A 19387-nucleotide genomic window follows, 5' to 3' on the forward strand; every position below is an offset into this window, starting at 1 on the left:
CCGGGCACCTCCGTCCAATGCGTTATCCGCGTGATGTCCAAAGCCGGGCTGCTTCGCGCAGCTGCTGTCCGTTCCATACAAACTTATAAATATCAGGCATCGTTGTAGAAGCCCAGAACTCATAACCATAATTCGAATCGAACAGGTTCATCATCAGCGTCATGATATCACCGTGGGTTGCGATGACGATCTTTTTCCCGGAGTATTCCGCAAGCAGCCGTTTCAGCTCATTTCCTGCTCTGGACTGCGCCTCAACGCTGGACTCTCCATCAGCATATGCAAAATCCGGCTGTCCAAACAATTTCTGCTTAGCGTCCTGAAAATTCAGCGGTTCAAACCGCCCCATCCGGCGTTCCCGCAAATCCTCAATTGACCGTATATCTTGATTTAACCGAGCTGCAAGAGGAGCAATCGTTTGGATGGCTCTCTCATAGGGACTAGAGATCAGAATATCTATTCCCTCATTCTCAAGCAGATCACTAACCGTTAAAGCATCGCGCCTTCCGCGCTCGGACAGCCCTCTTGCTCGTTCCTGCCCTTCCACATAAGGCGAATCTGCATGCCGGACAAAATAAAGCGTGGTCTCCATCTGTACCCTCTCCTTTCTTGAACCGCTTCCGTTATTCGGGCCGGTCAGCCGGATACCCATGAAGGCTTCTGTAGAGCTTCCGCTCTTCCGTAAAATCCCACCACTGCTTCCCGCTTGTGCGGTGTTCAGCCGAGAATACGACCAGCCTGAGCTGGTCCTCCACGCAAGGATCTATCCTCTGCCCTGCGAGAGCTTCCAGCCTGTCGAACAATTCAGCGCCATTCTGTCCGGACAAATCGTCCAGCGAGCAGAAGCCTAACCGAATCAGATCCTCCGCAAATCTGGGCCCAATTGATGGCAAACGCTGAAATTCGGACGAGGCTCTCAGTTCAGCTGCCCTTGTCTCCGTTATATTCAAAATTGTACGGATCTCTTCCACACTCCGAGTATGGAGCTCATTCAACCGGATGTTATGGCTGCGCAGAGCCTTGCGCTCGGAAGGGGATAAGTCCAGCTTTGGGGTTTTGAGGGTACTCATAAATGTATTCCTCCAATCGGATAACAGCTATAAGGTCAGATGATAGTGAAAATAGTGCTCGTCTTTGATAAAACCCAGGCTTTCATATAAACGCTGTGCGGCAGCGTTGGAAATGGAGGTTGAGAGCTCAATTCCTCTAGCCCCGGTAAGGGCCGCATAATCGGCCGCACGCTTCAGAAGCATCCGGGCTGCCCCGTTTCTCCTAAATTCCTCAAGCACAAATAAGTCATTCAAAATCCAGGACTTGCGCATGGAGATCGAAGAATAAACCGGATACAGCTGCGTGAATCCGACAAGCCGGCCCGGCTGCTCATCCTGGGCTTTAAAAATAACCGATTCCAAATGAACAAATTTATCAAACAAGAAGGCTCGTGCTCCGGGCACATCCGATTTCTCCCCATAAAAAATCCGGTATTGATCAAATAGACGGGACAGCTCTTCCAAATCCTCCACCGTTGCCTGGCTGATTGTGATTGCGGGGTTCAAACTCACCTTTCCAGCTCCTCTATCAGGTATTGTGTATTAAGATAATAAAAAAATCCATACAAACGTGCTGAAATCCCGCCTTCGCGCAAAAAATAAACCGGTTCCCCTCCAGCGGGAAACCGGCATGATCAGTCCTCTTCGCAAGCTTGTAGGACTTATTTCGATTGCTTGAGCTGCTCAACCAATTGTTCCAGCCCTTGTTTGACCGGCGCTGCCGGGCGGCCAAGCAGCTTCTCCAGATCACCGCTCTCAATGTCGAGCGCACCGCTGCGGATTCCTTCCTGAATGCCGACCAGAATCGGGATGACAAAATCCGGTATGCCGGCATTGTTCATGATGTCGCCATAAGTATTGTCGTCAACCTGCTGCACCGGAATTTCTCTTCCGAGCACAGCGCCGAGCTCGTTAACCAGCTCCTGCTGGGTGAGCGGTTTGCCGGAAAGCTCATATACCGTGTTGTCATGTCCGCTGCCTGCCAGCACTGCTGCTGCCGCCTCCGCATAATCCGCCCGGAGTGCCCAGCCTACTCTGCCATTGCCCGCAGAGGTTACCCAAGGCGCACCTGCCAGCACGCCTTCGATGGCGGAAGCTTCATTTTCCAGGTACCAGTTGTTGCGCAGGAAGGAGTAAGGGATGCCCGTCTTCAAAATGGCCTCTTCCGTAAAGCGATGGACAGGAGCCAGGAACAGCGAACTTTCGCTTGCGCGTCCCAAGCTGGTGTAGGCGATAAAGCCGACTTTCGCTCTTGCAGCAGCTTCCACCGCATTTGCATGCTGCCGGATCCGGGTATCGTTGTCGCCATCCGCGGAGATGATCAGGAGCCGGTCAATTCCGGCAAACGCCTTGTCCAAGGATTCAGGCTGATCAAAATCCCCATGCCGGACCTCTACTCCTTGTGCCAGAAAGCTCTCCGCTTTCTCCGGATTGCGGACGCTTACCGCTATTTGTCCCGCTGGAACCGTTTTGAGCAGCTTCTCGACAACCATGCTTCCGAGTTTTCCTGTCGCGCCTGTCACTAACATTTTCATTTTTCATTCCTCCATGAATTTGAATTTATGCAGCCTTATAGCCCATAGACGTTATGTTATAACCGCATAGGTTACAACTAATCTATAAAATAAAAGCTCGCTAGAGCTTTTACGTTTGGAATTGAACCGCCAGCTGTTCCAGCGTCGTCTCCGCCAGCCTCTGTTCCATTGCAGCTTGAGCTTCCCTCAGCTCGCTCTGCAGAACATGCTCAATATTGCGTCCGACGGGACACTGAATATTCGAGTTGTCATGAACACGAAACAGCTGATCCTCTTCTGCCGCATTCACCGCCCGGTAGACATCCAGCAGCGTAATCTGATCCGGGCTTTTGAGAAGCGAAGCTCCTCCGACACCAGGCCGGATCTCCACAAGTCCCGCCTTCTTCAGCATTCCCATGATTCTTCTGATTACAACCGGATTCGTATTTACGCTTGCTGCAATGAAATCTCCCGTACATTCCTGCGGGCTGAGGGAGATCAGCGAAAGCGCGTGGACAGCCATCGTGAATCTTGTGCTGATTTGCTTCATTGTGCATCACCACCGTTGTAACCATTTTAGTTACTTCTAAGTTGAATGTCAACTGCCCGGAGCGCAAAAAAAAAGGACTGCTCCAGGTTCTAACCACATCATCCGGAGCAGTCAATCTATATTTCATAGGGGGTTTGTAAGTACATCTTAACCGCCCCGCCTGAAAGTTCGATGAGCAGAACATTAAGTTTGCATAAAAGCCTGCTGAACGTTTGCTGAGCTTCGGCTTACTCCCATACCTCTCTTCGTTCCTGCAGCTCGGCTGCCGTCAGGGCGATAAATGCACAAACCTTGTCCTCAGTAAAATATTCCGGAATGATCCCAGGCTCATTCCCGTTATTTTTCAGCCAGCTCATCTTCTCATCCCGGTACTGATGGATCTCATAATCGTGCAGCAAGGGATTAATCGAAAACGCTTTCGCTTTTTCCAAATTAAACACTGCAGACTGAGCCCCTACCAGATTTCGAAGCAGTATAAATTCGATCTGGCTCACTTCTTTGTTATACGCTGCCCGGATGCTCTCCTTAGCCCCCTGGTAACCGGCTTCAAACGCTGAGTAAAGGGTTTCCGTCCATCTCAAGTCCGTATAAATATGGGTAAAATACCCCCTGACAAAATCCTTCCACGCCCTATCTCCAGACCTTTCCAAATACTGCCGGCAAGTTTGGAAAATAACCTCCGCACCGGGTAAATTGCCCTCTTGAACGAGATGGGTACGCCCCTTATCCTCACGGGTGATCTTCTCCCGAACATGGATGGCATCAGGAGCGATGCTTCCGATCAAAAAGCTGGGGGATGGAATATCGCCAAACAATGCTTGCGCAACTGCAAAATGAACCATTGGCCAAGGCATCAAACGTTTCTCCTTCTCTAAATTTGTTCATCGTTCCTGCTGATCGAGCATTTTGCTCATGATATACCAGCGGTCCGATTTACAAGGATATTCGTGCTCCTCAATCGGCTTGTAGTTTAACTTGGTATAGTAATCCACATTCTGAGGCAGGGACAATCGGACTCCTAACCTAATCTCGTTTATGGACTTGCTTGCAGCGAGTTCCTCAAGATAGGATACAATAGCTTTACCGATCCCTTGCCCCCGCCACTGCGGCAGAACAGAGATCCGGCCTATGTACAAATAATCCTCTTTGGCATAATACTGCGCCGAGCCAATTGCCTCGGAATCCTGGAAGACGAGCAGCGTACCTCCCCGCCCGGAGAGCTTCTCTCTAATTTGTTCTGTCGTTTCTGACAAAGCCCCTGACGGCGGAACCAGCTTATCCTGATATTCGGCAAAAGCTTCAATCATGATCCTTCGGACCTGTTCGAGCTCATCGTCCTTCGCTTCTCTAATAAGCACGAGTAGAATTCCTCCTATCGGATGTGCGGCTCCATTTTTCCGGACAAGTCCTTCCGCCTCAGTCTTATTTCTTATTCTTTATTCCTTATTCTTAAACTTCTTGTCAAGGACTACATTTCCGATACTGTTAGCCAGAAAGAATACAGCCACAATCCATAAGCCAATGCTTAATTTGCCGTTATTGGATTGAACAAAGAATCCGGCCACTGTAAAACAAACAGCCGCAAAAAAATTAAGCAGCGCAATCAGACGGTAATTGATGTTATTCATTGCATAATTCCCCTATCCATTCTCTTGATCTCCCAAAATCTCTTTATAGAGCTTGTAGTTCTCCTCATCGTAACATACAAACTGGACTTGGGTAATCGTTTCTTGATTCCTTAGCTCATTTGTTACTGCATCAATAGCAATTCGGGCTGCCTGCTCCTTCGGAAACCGGTAAATCCCCGTACTTATATTGGGAAAAGCAATGGACGTGATGCCGTGTTTCTGAGCCAGCTCAAGAGAGTGAATATAGCAGTTTCTAAGCTTCTCTTCTTCTTGATTTCTCCCATTATTCCATACAGGGCCAACGGTATGAATCACATATTTCGCTCTTAACCTTCCAGCGGTTGTAATTACGGCCTCACCTACGGCACATCCGCCTTGTCTTTCCCTAATCTTGATGCATTCCTCCAAAATTTCCGGACCGCCGGCCCTGTGAATGGCCCCATCCACCCCGCCGCCGCCAAGCAGGCTTGTATTTGCCGCATTTACAATGCAGTCCGTCTCACATTGCGTAATATCGCCTTGAATGACTTGAATTTCTGCTGTATTTTTCATGAGGGTACCTCCTTCGCCAGCATTTTTCGTGATCGGGTATTGGCTTCATGCGTTTCGGCAAAATAGTTTGTGATACCTAGATTATTTAAACCATAATCCATCATACATAAAGCTGAAACATACCCGATGCCCTTTCGCCGTCAGCCGAACGAGGATCCATTGATGCCACTGAACTTCACCCCACCCTTGCGTGAATCTTCTTTAATTTTCACCTGGGATTTCCAGCACATATTTCATCTGCGTTTTGTTTTGCCCTTCTATGGTTTCGCTCTTTTCTCCTGCTTCTATAAACCCGTTCTTTTCATAAAAGGCTCTACCTATCGAATTTTCCTTACTCACCCAAGCAAACAGTTTCGATATCGGTTTCAACAGCTCAATATATTCCTGAATGAAGGCTTTTCCAATTCCTAGCTTCTGAAACTGCGGCCGTACATAAATTCTCAGCAGCTCATACTCTTCATCCGTTACTGGACTTGTCTGAGCATATCCAACAACTTCATCATTCATTTCTGCTATCAAAAATCTCCGTTTAGAGCTTTGGATATCACTCTCTACATACCTTCATAAGTAGATGCCCACGTTTCCCACGCTATTGATTGAATGTGCGGAATATCCTCATTGGTTGCAAATCTAATAGAAATCATAGGGTTCCTTCTTTCGTCAAATAAAATTTACTTTTCGGAAGCTCGTCTAACCATTTTGTTTCGGCAAAAATTCTTCTAAAAAATTTGTTTTTATTTCATTTGATAATAACTCCATGTACAGCTCATCAAAGTACTGCCCGTTTACAAAATAACTCTGGCTTCTCCTGCCAAACAATCGGAAACCCGCCTTCTCATAACATTTCCTAGCAGGGTGATTAAACTCAAATAATCTAAGCATGATATTGTTTAAATTCAGGACCTTGAATCCATATTCCGCAAGCAATTGAATCGCTTCAGTTCCATACCCCTTATTTCTGCTGCTTTGACTGCCTATGAATATTCCCAGTTCTGCCCTTCTATGAATATGATTGATTGAGAATAACGAGCAATTTCCAAGTAATTCTTCCGTATCTTTTAATACAATTGCAAAATTCATGCCCTCTTTAGCTATACCTTCCAGAAAAGCCCGCTCTTGAGGCAAACTATATACTTCTGCTGCATTTCCCAGACGCAAAGACGTCGGTAGATCGTTAATCCATTGTGTGTAGATTTCTGCGTCATCAGGGTTCACAGGTGATAAGAACAGCCTGGTTCCTTCAATCTTCTTAAAATACTTCATGCCATCCATTCCTCTCCTCATATTATGGTATAGTCACCCGTCTCAGTATTCTGTTCAGAACTTCCTCCTGATTTAATTCATCGGTATATGTGTATTCCTGAAACTGGTTATTTGAAAATGCAGCAACACACTTACTGGTTTGTTGGAACGACCACCCTCCTGGAGTATCTCCTCGTTCATATAGCCGATTATGTAGGTTGGGATAATAAGACTTTTTCCATATTTTATTCTTATTTCCCTAGCCACGTTCACAGTTAAGATTCGCCATTACTCCAAATCTTGAAAGTCATTTGTTCTTTCCTCTTTGCGTTTAATATTCTCTGGTATGACGTTTCTGAGCATATATCCGACCTCTTCAGGATCAAACAACATGCAATTGGGTATTTCTGCAATTAATCTATTGGCTACAGTAGTTTTGCCCGATCCAAATGCTCCGTTAATCATTACAATCATTAATCTGCTCCCTTCGAGTAGTGGCGGAGCCGCCAGCTGTACTTTCGCTGCTGGCCAGTACTTTAGTTTTAAATTGATTTGTTATTAAAGAATATACAACATCGACTCTTTTCACTGATCCTACACGATATTGTCCGATTCTATTTTGTTTCTTAAATAAGATTCATTTAATCCGTTACTGCAGAATGCAAACTTCTTCTTTGTAATTCCTTGAACTCTATCTATTATTTGACCCAAATGATATCCTGTATGTTCTACAAGATGATAGAGCTGATGAATATGTTCTTCATTCAGCGGCCTACCTTTTTTGATGAATTCACATATGATCGATTTCCATTCATTTAATTGACATTCGAATGCGTCCATTAACTCTTGTGAACTTATATGCTCTTGTGGGAAGTAATTTTCAAATCCCTTCTTCAACTCATTTTCTAGATTCTTTAGCCTTAAACAACTTCTTGCTATATGTTCACAAACATGCAGTACGATGCCTCCTATTGTATTGCTATCCTCATAACTCTCCGCCCATAGATTATTCTGAGATACACCAGAAAGCGTAACCTTCAATTTTTGAAAGTAGAGATCACACATTCGATGCAAAGTGATTTTGAGGAAAATTTCACTAAAGTCTTCATTGTTCATACGTATCTTCTCCTCCCTTACGTGAGTTTCATTTATCGTTCATATATTCACGAAGTCCCACTGACTTAGGCAGCGTCCTCAGCCGGCCGATGCGGTTAGTCGGAGCAGATGTGTCGACCTGATTCCACTTCGTTCATTGGTATCTTGAATCAATCCAATAACCAATTTCAAATTTTCGTATAAAATCAATAAGGATTGGATTCACAATCATCTTCCTTTCTATTTATTTCTATGCGATGATTTCCGGTCACATTCTTGTATCCCTAAACTCGAAAGACTTAAAGAAGTGTATTCAACTTATTTAATCGCTTTCAAATGCTGAATATGTACTCCAATATGTCCTATACCAAGAAGGATATCGAATGCAATAAGCCAAATATTTTCCCCATAGATCCCCAATAACAAAAAAGCCATAACAGGCAGACTCGCAAGAGGGACTGGTATCCCATATAAACTGCGATAAAAATTCCCTTTGGTATGCTCATTAGTAAAATATCTAATCCAACAAATTTCATAAAGTATCATTAACAGCAACGATGCTATTAGCCACAAACTCCAAGCTGATAACGCTGCAATGTTAAAATCATTAAACATCAACACGCTGGCTGTGCAGCCTACTTGTCCAATTCGTTCTAACAGTTGTAATATTTTATTTTCATGAGTTGTTTCATTATCAATCGGTTGACTCTTACTCCAAATGATATTTGGAATAAATAACATGAATAAATAAATCAGACCTACATATGAGAAGCCTAAATGTCCTGACATATATAATCTCCTCAATACATCACCGATTGTTCACATCTGTCTTTAAGCCAATCCTTCAAATCCACTTACATTAGTTCGTATTCAAGTCTTTTCCAATTGCTCACTCAATTCTTCAATCCATCTCTTGTTTCCATTCATTTCTTTCATGCTCTTTAATAACCATAACTTGGATCTAATATCATTGGTCTGATTCAAATATATTTTAAAATCATGTTCATCTTCTATTCTTGTACTGAGACTTTTAAATAGCAATTGCCACGCGGGGTTCACAATTGCATATCCTGTGTCCTCTCGAAAAATACATATATCCATGTCTTTATGACTTCGAGTTATCTCATTTACATCCAAATCGATCGTCCAGCCACCGGCCACAAACCATGGTTTATTATAATGTTTCATAAGGTCTGCAAGTGATTTGAACTCATTAGTGTGTATCATTCACTCCTCCTGACTCCTTGGCTTCCAGAACGTTAAGCCCTGCGGCTGGCTTTCATACCAGATCATAAGGGTGTGTTAACGGATCGTCACAAATTCAGCAAGTCCAAATCAGCTAAGATATTTACAGCATGAGTTTTCCTTTGCTCGGCACGCTCAAGAATATCCATATGTTTTTATCTCCTCATCAAGAACGGTTTTGTCCCCATCCCGATTAATGTCAGTGCCTTATATAGTGGCGGTTCAAGCTGTTAGATGAAGTTACTCTGTATGCCTTTACAAAGTCCTTCACACCTTCCTTTAATTTATTTATTCCTTCAATTACGCTATTCATATTGTCTTCTGTGTTCATATGCATTTCCCGAATTTCTTCATCCATTCATATCTTGGGACCATCCATAAATGAAAGTGATGGCTTGTGTCTTCATTATAAAAATAATAGACCTTCTCAATCCCCAATCGATTTCTTTGTTCATTTCTAATCTTATGGATTAACGAAATATACTCGATTTGCTCTTCCCTTGATAATTCATCCATACAGTAAAAATGCCTTATTGAAGCTATTATGACTAGCCCTCTAATTGGATAAGCTACATCATTTCATCTGACAGCCTGTATGATTATACAGTCTTCTTAATTATTCGAGCAGAAGTACCCGGCTTTTATGAAACTACCTTCATAATATCCTCTAATTTATTGATGTAATAGGTGCAATTAGCTTTACTTAATTCTCCCTCACTTCCATAACCATAACCTGCACCAATAGAGTCAATGCCATTATTATGTGCGCCTACAATATCGTGCTTCCTGTCACCGATCATGATCACATTATCTTTTTCAAGGTTGTTGTTCTTTAAAATGTAAGCAATAATATCCGTCTTGTCAGCCATTGTCCCGTCAAGATTGCTACCGACAACTAATTCAAAATAGTGATCAATCTCAAAATACTTCAGTATTTGTTCAGCAAAAACAGCGGGTTTTGATGTAGCCACATACAGAATGAAACCATAGGTTTGTAACTGGTCTAATAGCTCTTTCATCCCGGGATACAGTTCATTCTCGAACATTCCGTATTCCTTAAAATATTCTCTATAATATTCAACTGCTTGACTTGCTCGTTCCTCAGAGAACAAGTAAAGTTCCATAAACGAGTTCTTAAGTGGAGGACCGATAAAGGGTTCTAACTTATCAAGGTCATTTTCTAAAATACCCATCTTGTTCAATGCATACTGTACAGATTTGGTTATTCCTATCTTGGGGTCAGAAATAGTCCCATCAAGATCAAATAAAACGTGCTTGTACTTCTTGCTTTACCTGCTTTCTATTAGTGGTTTCGAGTATTCCTGCTAATCTGCTTGCTTACACGAATCACTTTGTATTCGGCTTAGGAAGTCTCTGTCTTAGCCATCTGATTTGTCCCCGATGATTTATTTCATCCTCAAATACATGAAACCAAATGAAATAATGATTTGAAGGCAGCCCAGACCATTCTCGCTCTTCATACAACCAAGTATCATTTTTTTGTCCAAATTCTTTCAGCGTTCTAGCACGGACTTGTTCAAGCTTGTTCAAATAATAATCGAGCGAATTCCCTCTAATTTCATTCCGTCCCTTATCACCTAGTTCATATGCTGCAAGCCATTCTTTTAATTCTTTATCATTTGGTTGTCTATTATCAAAAATCTCAATTTGAAATCCGATCTCCACTGCAGCTAAATGTAACAGCAAGGCACCTATCGAATTACTTTGTGAATCTTGTAAATAATCAAGTTCTTCAATAGATAATCCTTGTACTGCATTAATGGTTGTATATCTTGCGTGCGGGTGTTTACGCCTGATTCCCTCTTCCTAGCCAATCCTATCGGGCGGACCTAGGGGCTGCCAGGCTCCGAGACGTGGATATGATGTTATATTGACCTATTTGTTCCCAATCCTTTGCCTGTTTCAGATCGCTTCATAACAAATCTATGTATAAAAACACAATTTCACCTCGGATTTTTGTCTATTAGTACTTGAAGAATTGCATATGATTTCAAATAACTTTCTTGCATTCACGAAACGACCCAGCCTTAAATAGCTCTTCTCTTAGGCTGGGTCGTTTGTTGTCCGAGCTGCTTCCATGATTATACATTCAGACAAACAAGGAGCAATAGCCCCGCTGCGTAAATACTGTGTTGGTTTATGAGATGTTCTCGCCTTCTCTGAAATAACCCTCACCAATTTTCCTTACCTTATCAAGAAGCCTTCTTACCTGCTTTGGCGATTTTAAAACTATAATTTTCTTATCTTGATATTCCATTAGCTTTTCCATAATCCCTGGTATTTTTGTCTTCTTAAAACTCCACACCCACTTTAAAAACTCAAGGTCTAAACTCTCAGGACAATTTTTATTTAGATCTGGTCTTGTCTTACCGTGATACATGATTCTTCTTTTAATTACCCTATAAACAGTTATCCATCTTGAAAAATCTAAGAGTATAATTACATCCGCTTGTTTCATTCTTATATCATGTGTTCTGCCATAGTTTCCATCAATAATCCACGATTCTTCCTGCACAAGTTTTTCTTGAAAATTATCCCATTCATTATTTGGTGTTGGTATCCATCCAGGTTTCCAATAGTAAGCATCTAAATGGTGTACAGGAAAGTTCAATACTCCTCCAAGTTGTCTTGCAAAAGTGGATTTACCTGCTCCACCAGACCCAATGATCATAATTCGCTTCATCGAAACTTCTCCTATTTAAATTGTTTTGCGAGAATTTCTCATAACGTTCGTGTATCTACGAACCCGAGAGGCTTAAAGGAGCGACAGCGACTGGGTCCAACGGACTTAGCCTCGCAGGGTTGTGAGCTGACTCAGCTTCTCTGCCTCCACTTCTCGCGAGCCAAGAGCCAAACGGCCCTCTGCGTAGATACGATGTTATCTGATGGAGTTGCCCCCTTTGAAACTCTTTCAATATAAGTTAGCATAGCTTTTCAAAATTGTTTTTATGTTCATTTAATGCTTTGATACATCTTTTCAGATATGGTAGTATATATTAAATAAAGACCAAGTGCGCTAACACTTGGTCAGTACAATTGGCTTGGATGGTTATCCCTTCTAGGTCATATAAGGATTAAAACCCACCTTCGGCTTCCAATCTTAGGGTGGGTTTTACTTTTTCTTGTTGTTATTATTGATGTATGTTAAAAGAGCAAGAATGAACGTTCCAAATAGGAACATAATCGTTAATGCATCTTTCACTTCCATGGCTTCACCTCCTTTCGAAGGGAAACCATGCCCACCCAAGATTCAATTGTAGTTATACTTTACCTCCAATCATATCTGCGTACAAGTGTTCTTATAATAACTTTGATCTTATGATTATAAATATGGTCTTAATACAATCTGCAGCTCTTTCAGATAACGTTCTTGTATTCACGAACCCGAGAGGCTTAAGGCGACCATCGGGAGCCGGGTCGAAGACTTAGCCTCGCAGGAGTCGTCTGGCTGAATCCGCTTCCACGCTTCTTAACTTCGGTCCAGACCAAGGGCGAATGCCCGCCGCGTGAATATAGTGTTATGCGTTGTTATTGCCCTCATCGAATTAGCATCACACTATCCTTGAACTTGTTCTTATAATCTTCTCGTTCCTTATCTATTTACTCACGTACCTCTTGTTATTTACCCAGACCTTATAAATCATAGTTCCATCTATTAACTCATCATCGCAATACACATCATGTCTATATTCATGAATTGTATTTGATCTAATCAGTTCAAAAAGCAAGGCGTATGCTAGCTTAGGATCCTTACTTCTGTATCCGTCATAATTGTATCCAATTTCATTATATGCTTCACTATAAACCCATTCATGTGCTTCTCTAATGGTTTCAAACTCTTTGTGCTCATCAAACCAAGTTATTGATTCTTCATGATCCATATTGTTAAAAGGCATCCATCAATCACTTCTTTCATGTTTTTATACCATGTTTTTTAGCAATAATTACGCATAACGTTCGTGTATCCACGACGTCCCACCGACTTAAGGCTCCGTCAGGAGCCGGCCGCGATGCGGTTAGTCGATGCGGCTGTGTCCGGCTGATTACGTTTTCTAGCTTTTTCACTTCTGCCGGACCAAGAACCGTATGGCCCGATGCGTGACTACGATGTTACACGCTGCCCCGGCTTCTTCGAATTAACTTATATTAGTTTGTGTTATTTGGTTTTAGCTTTTGTAATTTATCGTATTTATAGGTTTCGTAGGTCTTGCAGCTTTGTGGGATTTATAATGCTCTTGGTGTATTTTATTTTTAGTTCCCGCAGTGAACTCTTTTCTGCTTACTTCTTATTAATCTATTCATTAACTTCATTGGGTTGCGTATAACATTCTTATTAGCGATTCCCGCGTTTCCATTACTTCTCCAATCCCACTTCCATTTCCTTCTATTTTCCCTTCCAACGTCTTTTAACCGTCCAACCAGGCCAACTCTCAGTACGCTGTCTTTACATCTTGAATGCCTCCCCTGAACTGCTCCATTCCATCAACCATGCTGCTGATTTCATCTACTGTTGCCGTTTCCGGAGAAATATCAAATGCCCGCAGCACTAAATTTTGGGATACCCTGAGGGAATAAAATTTATCCTGTTCGGATTTATTGTTAAGTAATGCAATTCTTCCGTATTGGTTAAGAATATTTTTAAAATCTTGAACCGAGCATGCAATAGTCAGCCTTTCACTTTCAACAATTTTATGATCAGAAATCACTCCCTTTAACTTATCCATCAGCGTTAGGGTTTGGCTGTCTATAGACTCGACTGTATCGGTTTGTAATTGTTCTATCTCGTCAATTAAATTATTTTTCTGCATGTATTCGGACATTGCTAATAGGCCAAAAAGGATCGCTAAGCCTAGACAGCTAACATTAAATGCTGTGAATTTAATTGAACTCACCTCACTATTTTCAGTTGTGTTATGTATAGACATTATTGGGATAACAAGAGCACTTTAACCGGTTAATTCTCAAACTTTAAGTAAAATAACTCGTAAATTGCGTATATCCCCTTACTGCAGTCAATAAAAAAGGCCCCCGTTCTTAAACAAGAACGAGCAGCCTTCCAATGCTTCCGTATCGGATCGGATCATTACTGTAATTTCAAGCTCTTCTGCTCCGGCACCGGCAGACCCTGTGCGCGAAGTTCATTGTAGATCCATTTTAAGTGATAATGGTACACGGCGGTGCTGTCTGGTGAGCGGTCCGGGTCGGCATCAAATTCTTCCTTCAGCCGCTGCAGAATAACGAGATGCTCGTAGATATGCCGGTAGGAGGCCAGCTTCTCGACCTGCTGCTCCATGTCAGCGCCGCGCTGTCTGCGGGGGTGGAATTCATTGTTCCATAGGTCAAAAGCCTGATCCAGACTGATTAATTCCTTTCGCAGACTCGGCAAATCTACCGATTGCCCGCGCTCAGCCAGCTTCCGGAACGCATTAGCCATGTGCTCGGCGAAGAGAATTCGTTTCTGCTCGAGCTTCTCCTTCAGCCGGGGCGGGAAGATCAGATAATTAACCCCCACTGCCACGGCAATGCCGGCCACGGTATCCATAATCCGGTGGTAGCCATAGGCCCACGGGCTTTCGCCGCTGCCGAGGTTCAGCATGACGGCCAGGAACACAATGCAGCCGATCGAAATCGACTTTTTCCTCTGGAGGGTATTTAGCGTGTAGATGATGATAATGACGCCGAGGGCGCATAGCAGCGGATTACCCGGCTGCACAAATGCAAAGCATGTGCCTGTTACCGCGCCGATCAGCGTGCCTATAACTCTGTCCCTTCCAGCGGTAAAGGAGTTGGTAATGGAATTTTCCATCGAAATGATGGTAGCAATGGCCGCATAGAAAGGGGAGTCAAAATGAAAGAGGTACGCGAGAATGACACAGATGCAAATGGAGATCCCTGTCTTGATGTTCCGAAGTCCGATTGCCCTTTTCATGATCCCTGTTCCTCTCCTGTCCGTATAACAATCATTAAACAAATTTGTCCACCTTACAGCATAACCCAAATAGAAAGAAACATAAATCGCTGCCTCAGCTTTGTAATAATTAATCCGTTTCTGTTCTGGCAGGCCCGCCGGAATTATGAGATGATAGAAGCATGTACATAGAGGACAGGAGGAATACAGCGCCATGAACCCTTTATTCAGCCGAACGAAATATGTCATCCGCAAGAAAATTTTCTCACTCTTGGGCACAAAATATCACATCTCGGACGAGAGCGGACAGCTTGTGCTGTATTCGGAAATGAAAGCGTTTAAACTTAAAGAAGATATCCGTCTCTATAATGATGAATCCATGTCCCAGGAGCTGCTCTGGATCCAGGCCCGTAAGATTATTGATTTCTCTGCCACTTATGATGTCAGGGATTCCGCTACAGGAGAATGGATTGGTGCGCTGCGCAGGCGCGGGTTCAAGTCCATCCTGAAGGACGAGTGGATTCTGCTGGGAACAGGAGATAAGGAGCTTGGACGGATCAAGGAGAACAGCTCTTTTCTTGCTCTTCTAAGAAGGTTCATACATATCATTCCCCAGCGCTACCATGTGGACATCGCCGGTCACAAGCATCCCGCATTCACGCAAAATATTAACCCGCTCGTCACCAAAGTACTGTGCGATTTCTCGGGGCTGCATCAGTCTCTCGATCCGCGGCTTTGTCTGGCGGCAGGCATCCTGCTCTGCTCGATGGAGGGCAAACAGGACTAACCGAATAGGATTGAGAACGAGTAGGCTTGAGATCGAATAGGCTTGAGATCGAGTGGGATTGAAATTTCCATACTCTTTAAACGGCAGAACGGAGAGGCGGCATTTCCGGGACTGCCGTTATTCTTTTTATGCCGGGGCAGCTGCGCCTCTTTAAAAAAATAAAACACGGCCCTCCTTTCCGGAGGAACCGTGCTCTAATGCTCGATTGGCCTGCACATGTACTGGACACGCTGCAATTGATGAAATGGCTGGACGTAAATGCTTCTTTACCTCAGGCTGTCGCGGATAAAGCCGATCTCAAGCACCATTCCCGCAAGCTGGTTCTGCAATAAGAGCAGCAGCTCGAGCAGCCGCGCTTTCTCCGTCTCTGCTTGCTCACAATCCTCCGAATGTATCCGCATAGGCAGCAAGCGTTCATCCATCCCGAAGTCATAAGAAGAATTCTGCACAAACACGGAGGCTTGTGAAATCATTTTTTGCTGCAGGCCGGCATATTCGGCTGATTTTAAATGTGTCTTCAGATAGCCCCAATGAATCCGCAAAAATTCAGGATAAGCGGCCAGCAGCCTGTAATCCTCGGGAAGCTCCGCGCCCGAATGGGCAGCCGCGATTTCATTTAGGAGTATTTTTGTAGATAAAGCGTTTTCAATATGAAGGTCTTTAAGGACGCGAGCGTTCACTTCCGTTCTCTTTGGCAGCGCATCAGACTCTTTGTAGACCTCCTGCTTGGTTCCACGCAGTAAGCGGCCGCTCAGCCCTTCAATCCAGAGGGTGATCATGAGCAGCAGTCTGGGATTGGCCTCATACCTCGATAAGACAGTGCTCCGCAGCTGCTCAAATGTGCCGGGACTGTATAAATTCCGCCAGTCGATCAAAGGCGGGGAAGCCGCGAGCCGCTGCTGACGCAGCACTTGTGCCGCCGCCTCGGCATCAGGTGAAACCAGATACTTCCGGAGAGAAAGCCAAGCTTCCCCCAAACCAAAAGGCTCAAGCAGGCTGAAGACGCCGGGAATCCGCGGTACACCCAGCACCGTAACGATATCTCCGCAGAGTTCATCAGACAGGGAAGCACATGGATGGCCCGAATTTGGGTTAACCGCTGTACGATCGAGCATATTTCTCCTCCTTATCGCTGTTCTCACGCATGATTTGCCGCTACTTCATGTATATATGAATCAGGAGCAAAAAGACCGGTTCAATCCTTCTCCCGCAAAAAAAGAAAAGACAAGAAGCAGTTCTTGTCTCTGCGCAAAATCTTCTTTGCCTCCACTCTTCGGCCGTTCCTAAACAAAAATGAAAGGAATCAGAAACAGCAGGGCAATTGCGGCCCACTCCAAACCATACGCGCCGCCATAGCCGTAGCCAGCTCCGTAGCCATAGCCATTGCCAGATCCGCCGTAATAAGCTCCACTCTCCGCTCCGCCGTAGGGCACACCATATCCTGCTCCGTAAGCGGAGGTTTTACCTTTAGGCTGTGCGGTCCCTTTCTTCCTGCGCGGATGCCGGTCCTTCTGAGGCTGCTGTTTGGCTTTCTGAGGATGAGCCGACATCGCCTCTGCTCCCCGGGCTGCACCGTTGAATTCAATCCCTTGATCTGTAACGCCGCTGATAACCCCATGAATTTGGGTTCCATCATGAAGTACAGCGCACACATGCTGGCCGATGTAGGCTTTGCAGGTCTCTTGGTTAACCGGTTGAATCAGCTGCACCGAATCGCCTCCTCCTTGTTCGAATTCATGACAGTATATTCGGCCGCTGAAATTCCGTTAAAGAAAGTCCTGTTGTTGTTCACCAAAATATGAAAGGAGTCTGTGAAATGAAATACACGGACATCATTGCATTGACCGGAGAAGGGGCCGCACACCCCGGCGGGTTTGAAGGAACCGTTCAGCTGCTGGAGAGTCTGAAGCTCCCCCAAGGCGCTAAAATCTTAGAGGTAGGCTGCGGAACAGGCCGGACGGCCTGCTATATGGCCAAATCGGGATTGTCCGTCACAGCTCTCGACCGCAACCCCCGAATGCTTGCCAAAGCGCGTGCACGGGCCAGAGTTGAAGGAGTCCAGGTGAATTTTGTGGAGGGCAGCCTGCTTCAGATGCCGTTTCAGGATGGTGAATTTGATTATGTGTTTGCCGAGTCGGTTACGGTCTTCGTTGATCCCTTGTCTGCGCTGAGCGAATATGCGCGGGTTCTTGTTACCGGAGGGCGTCTATTTGACCGAGAGCTGTTTGCCACCCGCCAAAACCGGCAGCTTGAGGATATGATGCGTGAATTATATGAAATTCACTCCCTGCCGACTGTTGGCGAATGGGTGGACCGCATGAATGAGGCAAAATTTAATAAGCCAGTCGTCTGGGCCGGCGAAGGAAGCAGCCAGCAGCTCTTCGGCCCGCACTCCGCTGCTCTTCTTGATCCGAATCAGATGATGGACTTAAATCTGCTGGTCACCCCGGAGGTGCTCGATTTCTTTGAACGCAACCAGACATTTATCCAGGAATTCGGCCAGGAGCTCGGCTATGCGGTTCTCATCGGCACAAAATAATTCCCCCGTCTAAAGAGTCCTGACCGGACTTAAGGCTGTCCCGGAACGGCACTCCACGTCTGCAAAGAAAAAGAGCAGGTTCGCCCTTCCGGCGCCTGCTCTTCTCTTATGCCGGTTGATCCGGCATGAACCCTGTTATTTTTCATATATCCGTTCTCTATCTGTATTTAACCTTTTCCTTCCTCCAGACCCGGGAAGCCGGGAGCTGAACCCCGAGCCGGAAGACGTCCATATCTCTGTTTTTAATTCTGTCTTTGTCTTTATTTCTGTCTTTATCTCTATTTCTGTCACATTATGATGAAGCTTATGAATTTATGACGTTTCCCAGCTTCATTTTGTTGCAGACAAGTTCATTCTGTTGCTGACAAGTTCATTTAAATAGGGAAGCAGAAGCGGCTTTAACTCCTCTCTCTGCAGCCCGATTTCAAGCACAGCCTGCATGTAGCCGAATTTATCGCCGATGTCGTAGCGGTCGCCTTCGAGCTCAAGAGCCAGCATCGTGTCCCGGTGGTTCAGCTCGTGCAGGGCATCTGTCAGCTGATATTCTCCGCCTGCACCCTGCTTCAGCACAGACAGGATATCAAAAATCTCCGGATTCAGAATATAACGTCCGACAATCGCCAGATTAGAAGGGGCCAAGTCCGGTTCCGGCTTCTCCACCAGCCCCTGAATGTCGTACACGCCTTCGTTGCTTGCGGCAGGATCTATAATCCCGTATTTGCTGACATCCCCGCGGGGAACCTGCTTCACCCCAATCACCTGTCTGCCGGTCTGCTCATACACGTCCATCATCTGCCGCAGCGCCGGCTTGCCGCCGCCGGGCTCGATAATATCATCTCCCAGCAGGATAGCAAACGGTTCATTTCCGATAAACTGCCGGGCACAGAGGATAGCATGACCCAGGCCAAGAGGCTCCTTCTGCCGGATAAAATGAATCCCGGGCACCTCGCTGATATGCTCGATTTCCTCCAGCATGCTCAGCTTGCCTTTATCGCGGAGAAGCTGTTCGAGCTCAATATTTTTATCAAAATGGTCTTCGATCGACTTCTTGTTTCTGCCCGTTACGATAATAATGCTCTCAATGCCGGAGTGAAGCGCCTCCTCCACAATGTACTGGATGGCAGGCTTATCCACGATCGGCAGCATTTCCTTGGGCTGAGCCTTGGTTGCCGGCAGGAATCTGGTGCCTAGTCCTGCAGCCGGAATGACTGCTTTTCTGACCTTCATCAATGAATCACTCCTTGTCCCTTTAGGTTATGG

General features: G+C 44.9%; 26 protein-coding genes and 1 pseudogene. 2 read left to right on the forward strand and 25 right to left on the reverse strand.

The features are described 5' to 3' along the window. Positions 1-22 precede the first annotated feature (22 nt). From FCN15_RS04620 to FCN15_RS04725, 22 genes and pseudogenes are all read right to left on the reverse strand, one after another. Positions 23-589, reverse strand: a complete 567-nt coding sequence (locus FCN15_RS04620) for a histidine phosphatase family protein (protein WP_138493800.1) — start codon at positions 587-589, stop codon at positions 23-25. Positions 590-620: 31 nt separating this feature from the next. Further along, positions 621-1067, reverse strand: a complete 447-nt coding sequence (locus FCN15_RS04625) for a helix-hairpin-helix domain-containing protein (RefSeq protein ID WP_138493801.1) — start codon at positions 1065-1067, stop codon at positions 621-623. Positions 1068-1094: 27 nt separating this feature from the next. Continuing rightward, positions 1095-1559: a GNAT family N-acetyltransferase gene (locus FCN15_RS04630; RefSeq protein ID WP_238996508.1), complete on the reverse strand. Its 465-nt coding sequence runs from the start codon at positions 1557-1559 to the stop codon at positions 1095-1097. Positions 1560-1708: 149 nt separating this feature from the next. After that, the gene (locus FCN15_RS04635) at positions 1709-2581 is read right to left on the reverse strand and encodes an SDR family oxidoreductase (RefSeq protein WP_138493802.1); all 873 of its coding nucleotides are present in this window, start codon (positions 2579-2581) and stop codon (positions 1709-1711) included. Between the two features lie 109 nt (positions 2582-2690). Further along, positions 2691-3110: an Rrf2 family transcriptional regulator gene (locus tag FCN15_RS04640; protein WP_138493803.1), complete on the reverse strand. Its 420-nt coding sequence runs from the start codon at positions 3108-3110 to the stop codon at positions 2691-2693. A 227-nt stretch (positions 3111-3337) separates the two neighbouring features. Next, the gene (locus tag FCN15_RS04645) at positions 3338-3964 is read right to left on the reverse strand and encodes a hypothetical protein (RefSeq protein WP_138493804.1); all 627 of its coding nucleotides are present in this window, start codon (positions 3962-3964) and stop codon (positions 3338-3340) included. Between the two features lie 27 nt (positions 3965-3991). Then, positions 3992-4468, reverse strand: a complete 477-nt coding sequence (locus tag FCN15_RS04650) for a GNAT family N-acetyltransferase (RefSeq protein WP_138493805.1) — start codon at positions 4466-4468, stop codon at positions 3992-3994. A 78-nt stretch (positions 4469-4546) separates the two neighbouring features. Then, a complete protein-coding gene (locus FCN15_RS04655; RefSeq protein WP_138493806.1) occupies positions 4547-4738 on the reverse strand; it encodes a hypothetical protein in 192 nt (63 codons plus the stop codon). Positions 4739-4750: 12 nt separating this feature from the next. Then, positions 4751-5290 (reverse strand): O-acetyl-ADP-ribose deacetylase, encoded by a 540-nt coding sequence (locus tag FCN15_RS04660; RefSeq protein WP_138493807.1) that lies wholly within the window; start codon positions 5288-5290, stop codon positions 4751-4753. Between the two features lie 201 nt (positions 5291-5491). Further along, a complete protein-coding gene (locus tag FCN15_RS04665) occupies positions 5492-5833 on the reverse strand; it encodes a GNAT family N-acetyltransferase (protein WP_275259473.1) in 342 nt (113 codons plus the stop codon). Positions 5834-5980: 147 nt separating this feature from the next. Then, positions 5981-6562 carry a GNAT family N-acetyltransferase gene (locus tag FCN15_RS04670; protein ID WP_238996509.1) on the reverse strand — a complete coding sequence of 194 codons (582 nt, stop codon included), beginning with the start codon at positions 6560-6562 and terminating at the stop codon, positions 5981-5983. A gap of 258 nt (positions 6563-6820) precedes the next feature. Beyond that, positions 6821-6997, reverse strand: coding sequence for a hypothetical protein (locus FCN15_RS19410; protein WP_238996510.1), 177 nt, complete (start codon positions 6995-6997; stop codon positions 6821-6823). Positions 6998-7126: 129 nt separating this feature from the next. Then, positions 7127-7648 carry a hypothetical protein gene (locus FCN15_RS04680; RefSeq protein ID WP_138493809.1) on the reverse strand — a complete coding sequence of 174 codons (522 nt, stop codon included), beginning with the start codon at positions 7646-7648 and terminating at the stop codon, positions 7127-7129. A gap of 297 nt (positions 7649-7945) precedes the next feature. Then, positions 7946-8416, reverse strand: a complete 471-nt coding sequence (locus FCN15_RS04685) for a hypothetical protein (protein ID WP_138493810.1) — start codon at positions 8414-8416, stop codon at positions 7946-7948. Positions 8417-8497: 81 nt separating this feature from the next. Further along, entirely contained in the window at positions 8498-8854 is a 357-nt protein-coding gene (locus FCN15_RS04690; RefSeq protein ID WP_138493811.1) for a nucleotidyltransferase domain-containing protein, read from the reverse strand. Positions 8855-9513: 659 nt separating this feature from the next. Then, a pseudogene (locus FCN15_RS04700) lies at positions 9514-10158 on the reverse strand (HAD family hydrolase); the annotation flags it as partial. Positions 10159-10219: 61 nt separating this feature from the next. Then, the gene (locus tag FCN15_RS04705) at positions 10220-10690 is read right to left on the reverse strand and encodes a DinB family protein (RefSeq protein WP_138493813.1); all 471 of its coding nucleotides are present in this window, start codon (positions 10688-10690) and stop codon (positions 10220-10222) included. A 340-nt stretch (positions 10691-11030) separates the two neighbouring features. After that, positions 11031-11576, reverse strand: coding sequence for a DNA topology modulation protein (locus FCN15_RS04710; protein ID WP_138493814.1), 546 nt, complete (start codon positions 11574-11576; stop codon positions 11031-11033). 429 nt (positions 11577-12005) lie between these two features. Further along, on the reverse strand, positions 12006-12101 hold the full coding sequence (comI, locus tag FCN15_RS19420; RefSeq protein WP_019419116.1) for a competence inhibitor ComI: 96 nt from the start codon (positions 12099-12101) through the stop codon (positions 12006-12008). A gap of 388 nt (positions 12102-12489) precedes the next feature. Then, entirely contained in the window at positions 12490-12774 is a 285-nt protein-coding gene (locus FCN15_RS04715; RefSeq protein WP_138493815.1) for a hypothetical protein, read from the reverse strand. Between the two features lie 549 nt (positions 12775-13323). Continuing rightward, the gene (locus tag FCN15_RS04720) at positions 13324-13785 is read right to left on the reverse strand and encodes a hypothetical protein (protein WP_138493816.1); all 462 of its coding nucleotides are present in this window, start codon (positions 13783-13785) and stop codon (positions 13324-13326) included. A 191-nt stretch (positions 13786-13976) separates the two neighbouring features. Next, a complete protein-coding gene (locus FCN15_RS04725) occupies positions 13977-14822 on the reverse strand; it encodes an FUSC family protein (RefSeq protein ID WP_138493817.1) in 846 nt (281 codons plus the stop codon). A gap of 193 nt (positions 14823-15015) precedes the next feature. Here FCN15_RS04725 and FCN15_RS04730 point away from each other — a divergent pair, with 193 nt between their 5' ends. Then, positions 15016-15588 carry an LURP-one-related family protein gene (locus tag FCN15_RS04730; RefSeq protein WP_138493818.1) on the forward strand — a complete coding sequence of 191 codons (573 nt, stop codon included), beginning with the start codon at positions 15016-15018 and terminating at the stop codon, positions 15586-15588. A 266-nt stretch (positions 15589-15854) separates the two neighbouring features. Here FCN15_RS04730 and FCN15_RS04735 read toward each other — a convergent pair whose 3' ends face one another. Further along, entirely contained in the window at positions 15855-16703 is an 849-nt protein-coding gene (locus FCN15_RS04735; protein ID WP_138493819.1) for a hypothetical protein, read from the reverse strand. 168 nt (positions 16704-16871) lie between these two features. After that, the gene (locus FCN15_RS04740) at positions 16872-17297 is read right to left on the reverse strand and encodes a hypothetical protein (protein WP_138493820.1); all 426 of its coding nucleotides are present in this window, start codon (positions 17295-17297) and stop codon (positions 16872-16874) included. Between the two features lie 107 nt (positions 17298-17404). On the opposite strand from FCN15_RS04740, the gene FCN15_RS04745 reads away from it, so the two are divergent. Then, positions 17405-18127: a class I SAM-dependent methyltransferase gene (locus tag FCN15_RS04745; RefSeq protein WP_162515288.1), complete on the forward strand. Its 723-nt coding sequence runs from the start codon at positions 17405-17407 to the stop codon at positions 18125-18127. 330 nt (positions 18128-18457) lie between these two features. Here the strand turns inward: FCN15_RS04745 and galU are convergent, their stop codons facing one another. Further along, positions 18458-19354, reverse strand: a complete 897-nt coding sequence (gene galU / locus FCN15_RS04750; RefSeq protein ID WP_138493822.1) for a UTP--glucose-1-phosphate uridylyltransferase GalU — start codon at positions 19352-19354, stop codon at positions 18458-18460. Positions 19355-19387: the final 33 nt, after the last annotated feature.

Source organism: Paenibacillus pinistramenti (assembly GCF_005869875.1).
In the GTDB taxonomy this organism is placed as follows: domain Bacteria; phylum Bacillota; class Bacilli; order Paenibacillales; family Paenibacillaceae; genus Fontibacillus; species Fontibacillus pinistramenti.

Bases quoted from the DNA above. Each gene is read 5' to 3' on its own strand.
- FCN15_RS04625 (WP_138493801.1), bottom strand. From the start codon at position 1,067: ATGAGTACCCTCAAAACCCCAAAGCTGGACTTATCCCCTTCCGAGCGC.
- FCN15_RS04730 (WP_138493818.1), top strand. From the start codon at position 15,016: ATGAACCCTTTATTCAGCCGAACGAAATATGTCATCCGCAAGAAAATT.
- FCN15_RS04725 (WP_138493817.1), bottom strand. From the start codon at position 14,822: ATGAAAAGGGCAATCGGACTTCGGAACATCAAGACAGGGATCTCCATT.
- FCN15_RS04660 (WP_138493807.1), bottom strand. From the start codon at position 5,290: ATGAAAAATACAGCAGAAATTCAAGTCATTCAAGGCGATATTACGCAA.
- FCN15_RS04670 (WP_238996509.1), bottom strand. From the start codon at position 6,562: ATGGATGGCATGAAGTATTTTAAGAAGATTGAAGGAACCAGGCTGTTC.
- FCN15_RS04635 (WP_138493802.1), bottom strand. From the start codon at position 2,581: ATGAAAATGTTAGTGACAGGCGCGACAGGAAAACTCGGAAGCATGGTT.
- FCN15_RS04690 (WP_138493811.1), bottom strand. From the start codon at position 8,854: ATGATACACACTAATGAGTTCAAATCACTTGCAGACCTTATGAAACAT.
- FCN15_RS04715 (WP_138493815.1), bottom strand. From the start codon at position 12,774: ATGGATCATGAAGAATCAATAACTTGGTTTGATGAGCACAAAGAGTTT.
- FCN15_RS04655 (WP_138493806.1), bottom strand. From the start codon at position 4,738: ATGAATAACATCAATTACCGTCTGATTGCGCTGCTTAATTTTTTTGCG.
- FCN15_RS04680 (WP_138493809.1), bottom strand. From the start codon at position 7,648: ATGAACAATGAAGACTTTAGTGAAATTTTCCTCAAAATCACTTTGCAT.
- FCN15_RS04620 (WP_138493800.1), bottom strand. From the start codon at position 589: ATGGAGACCACGCTTTATTTTGTCCGGCATGCAGATTCGCCTTATGTG.
- FCN15_RS19410 (WP_238996510.1), bottom strand. From the start codon at position 6,997: ATGATTAACGGAGCATTTGGATCGGGCAAAACTACTGTAGCCAATAGA.
- FCN15_RS04685 (WP_138493810.1), bottom strand. From the start codon at position 8,416: ATGTCAGGACATTTAGGCTTCTCATATGTAGGTCTGATTTATTTATTC.
- FCN15_RS04640 (WP_138493803.1), bottom strand. From the start codon at position 3,110: ATGAAGCAAATCAGCACAAGATTCACGATGGCTGTCCACGCGCTTTCG.
- FCN15_RS04735 (WP_138493819.1), bottom strand. From the start codon at position 16,703: ATGCTCGATCGTACAGCGGTTAACCCAAATTCGGGCCATCCATGTGCT.
- FCN15_RS04710 (WP_138493814.1), bottom strand. From the start codon at position 11,576: ATGAAGCGAATTATGATCATTGGGTCTGGTGGAGCAGGTAAATCCACT.
- galU (WP_138493822.1), bottom strand. From the start codon at position 19,354: ATGAAGGTCAGAAAAGCAGTCATTCCGGCTGCAGGACTAGGCACCAGA.
- FCN15_RS04645 (WP_138493804.1), bottom strand. From the start codon at position 3,964: ATGCCTTGGCCAATGGTTCATTTTGCAGTTGCGCAAGCATTGTTTGGC.
- FCN15_RS04745 (WP_162515288.1), top strand. From the start codon at position 17,405: ATGAAATACACGGACATCATTGCATTGACCGGAGAAGGGGCCGCACAC.
- comI (WP_019419116.1), bottom strand. From the start codon at position 12,101: ATGGAAGTGAAAGATGCATTAACGATTATGTTCCTATTTGGAACGTTC.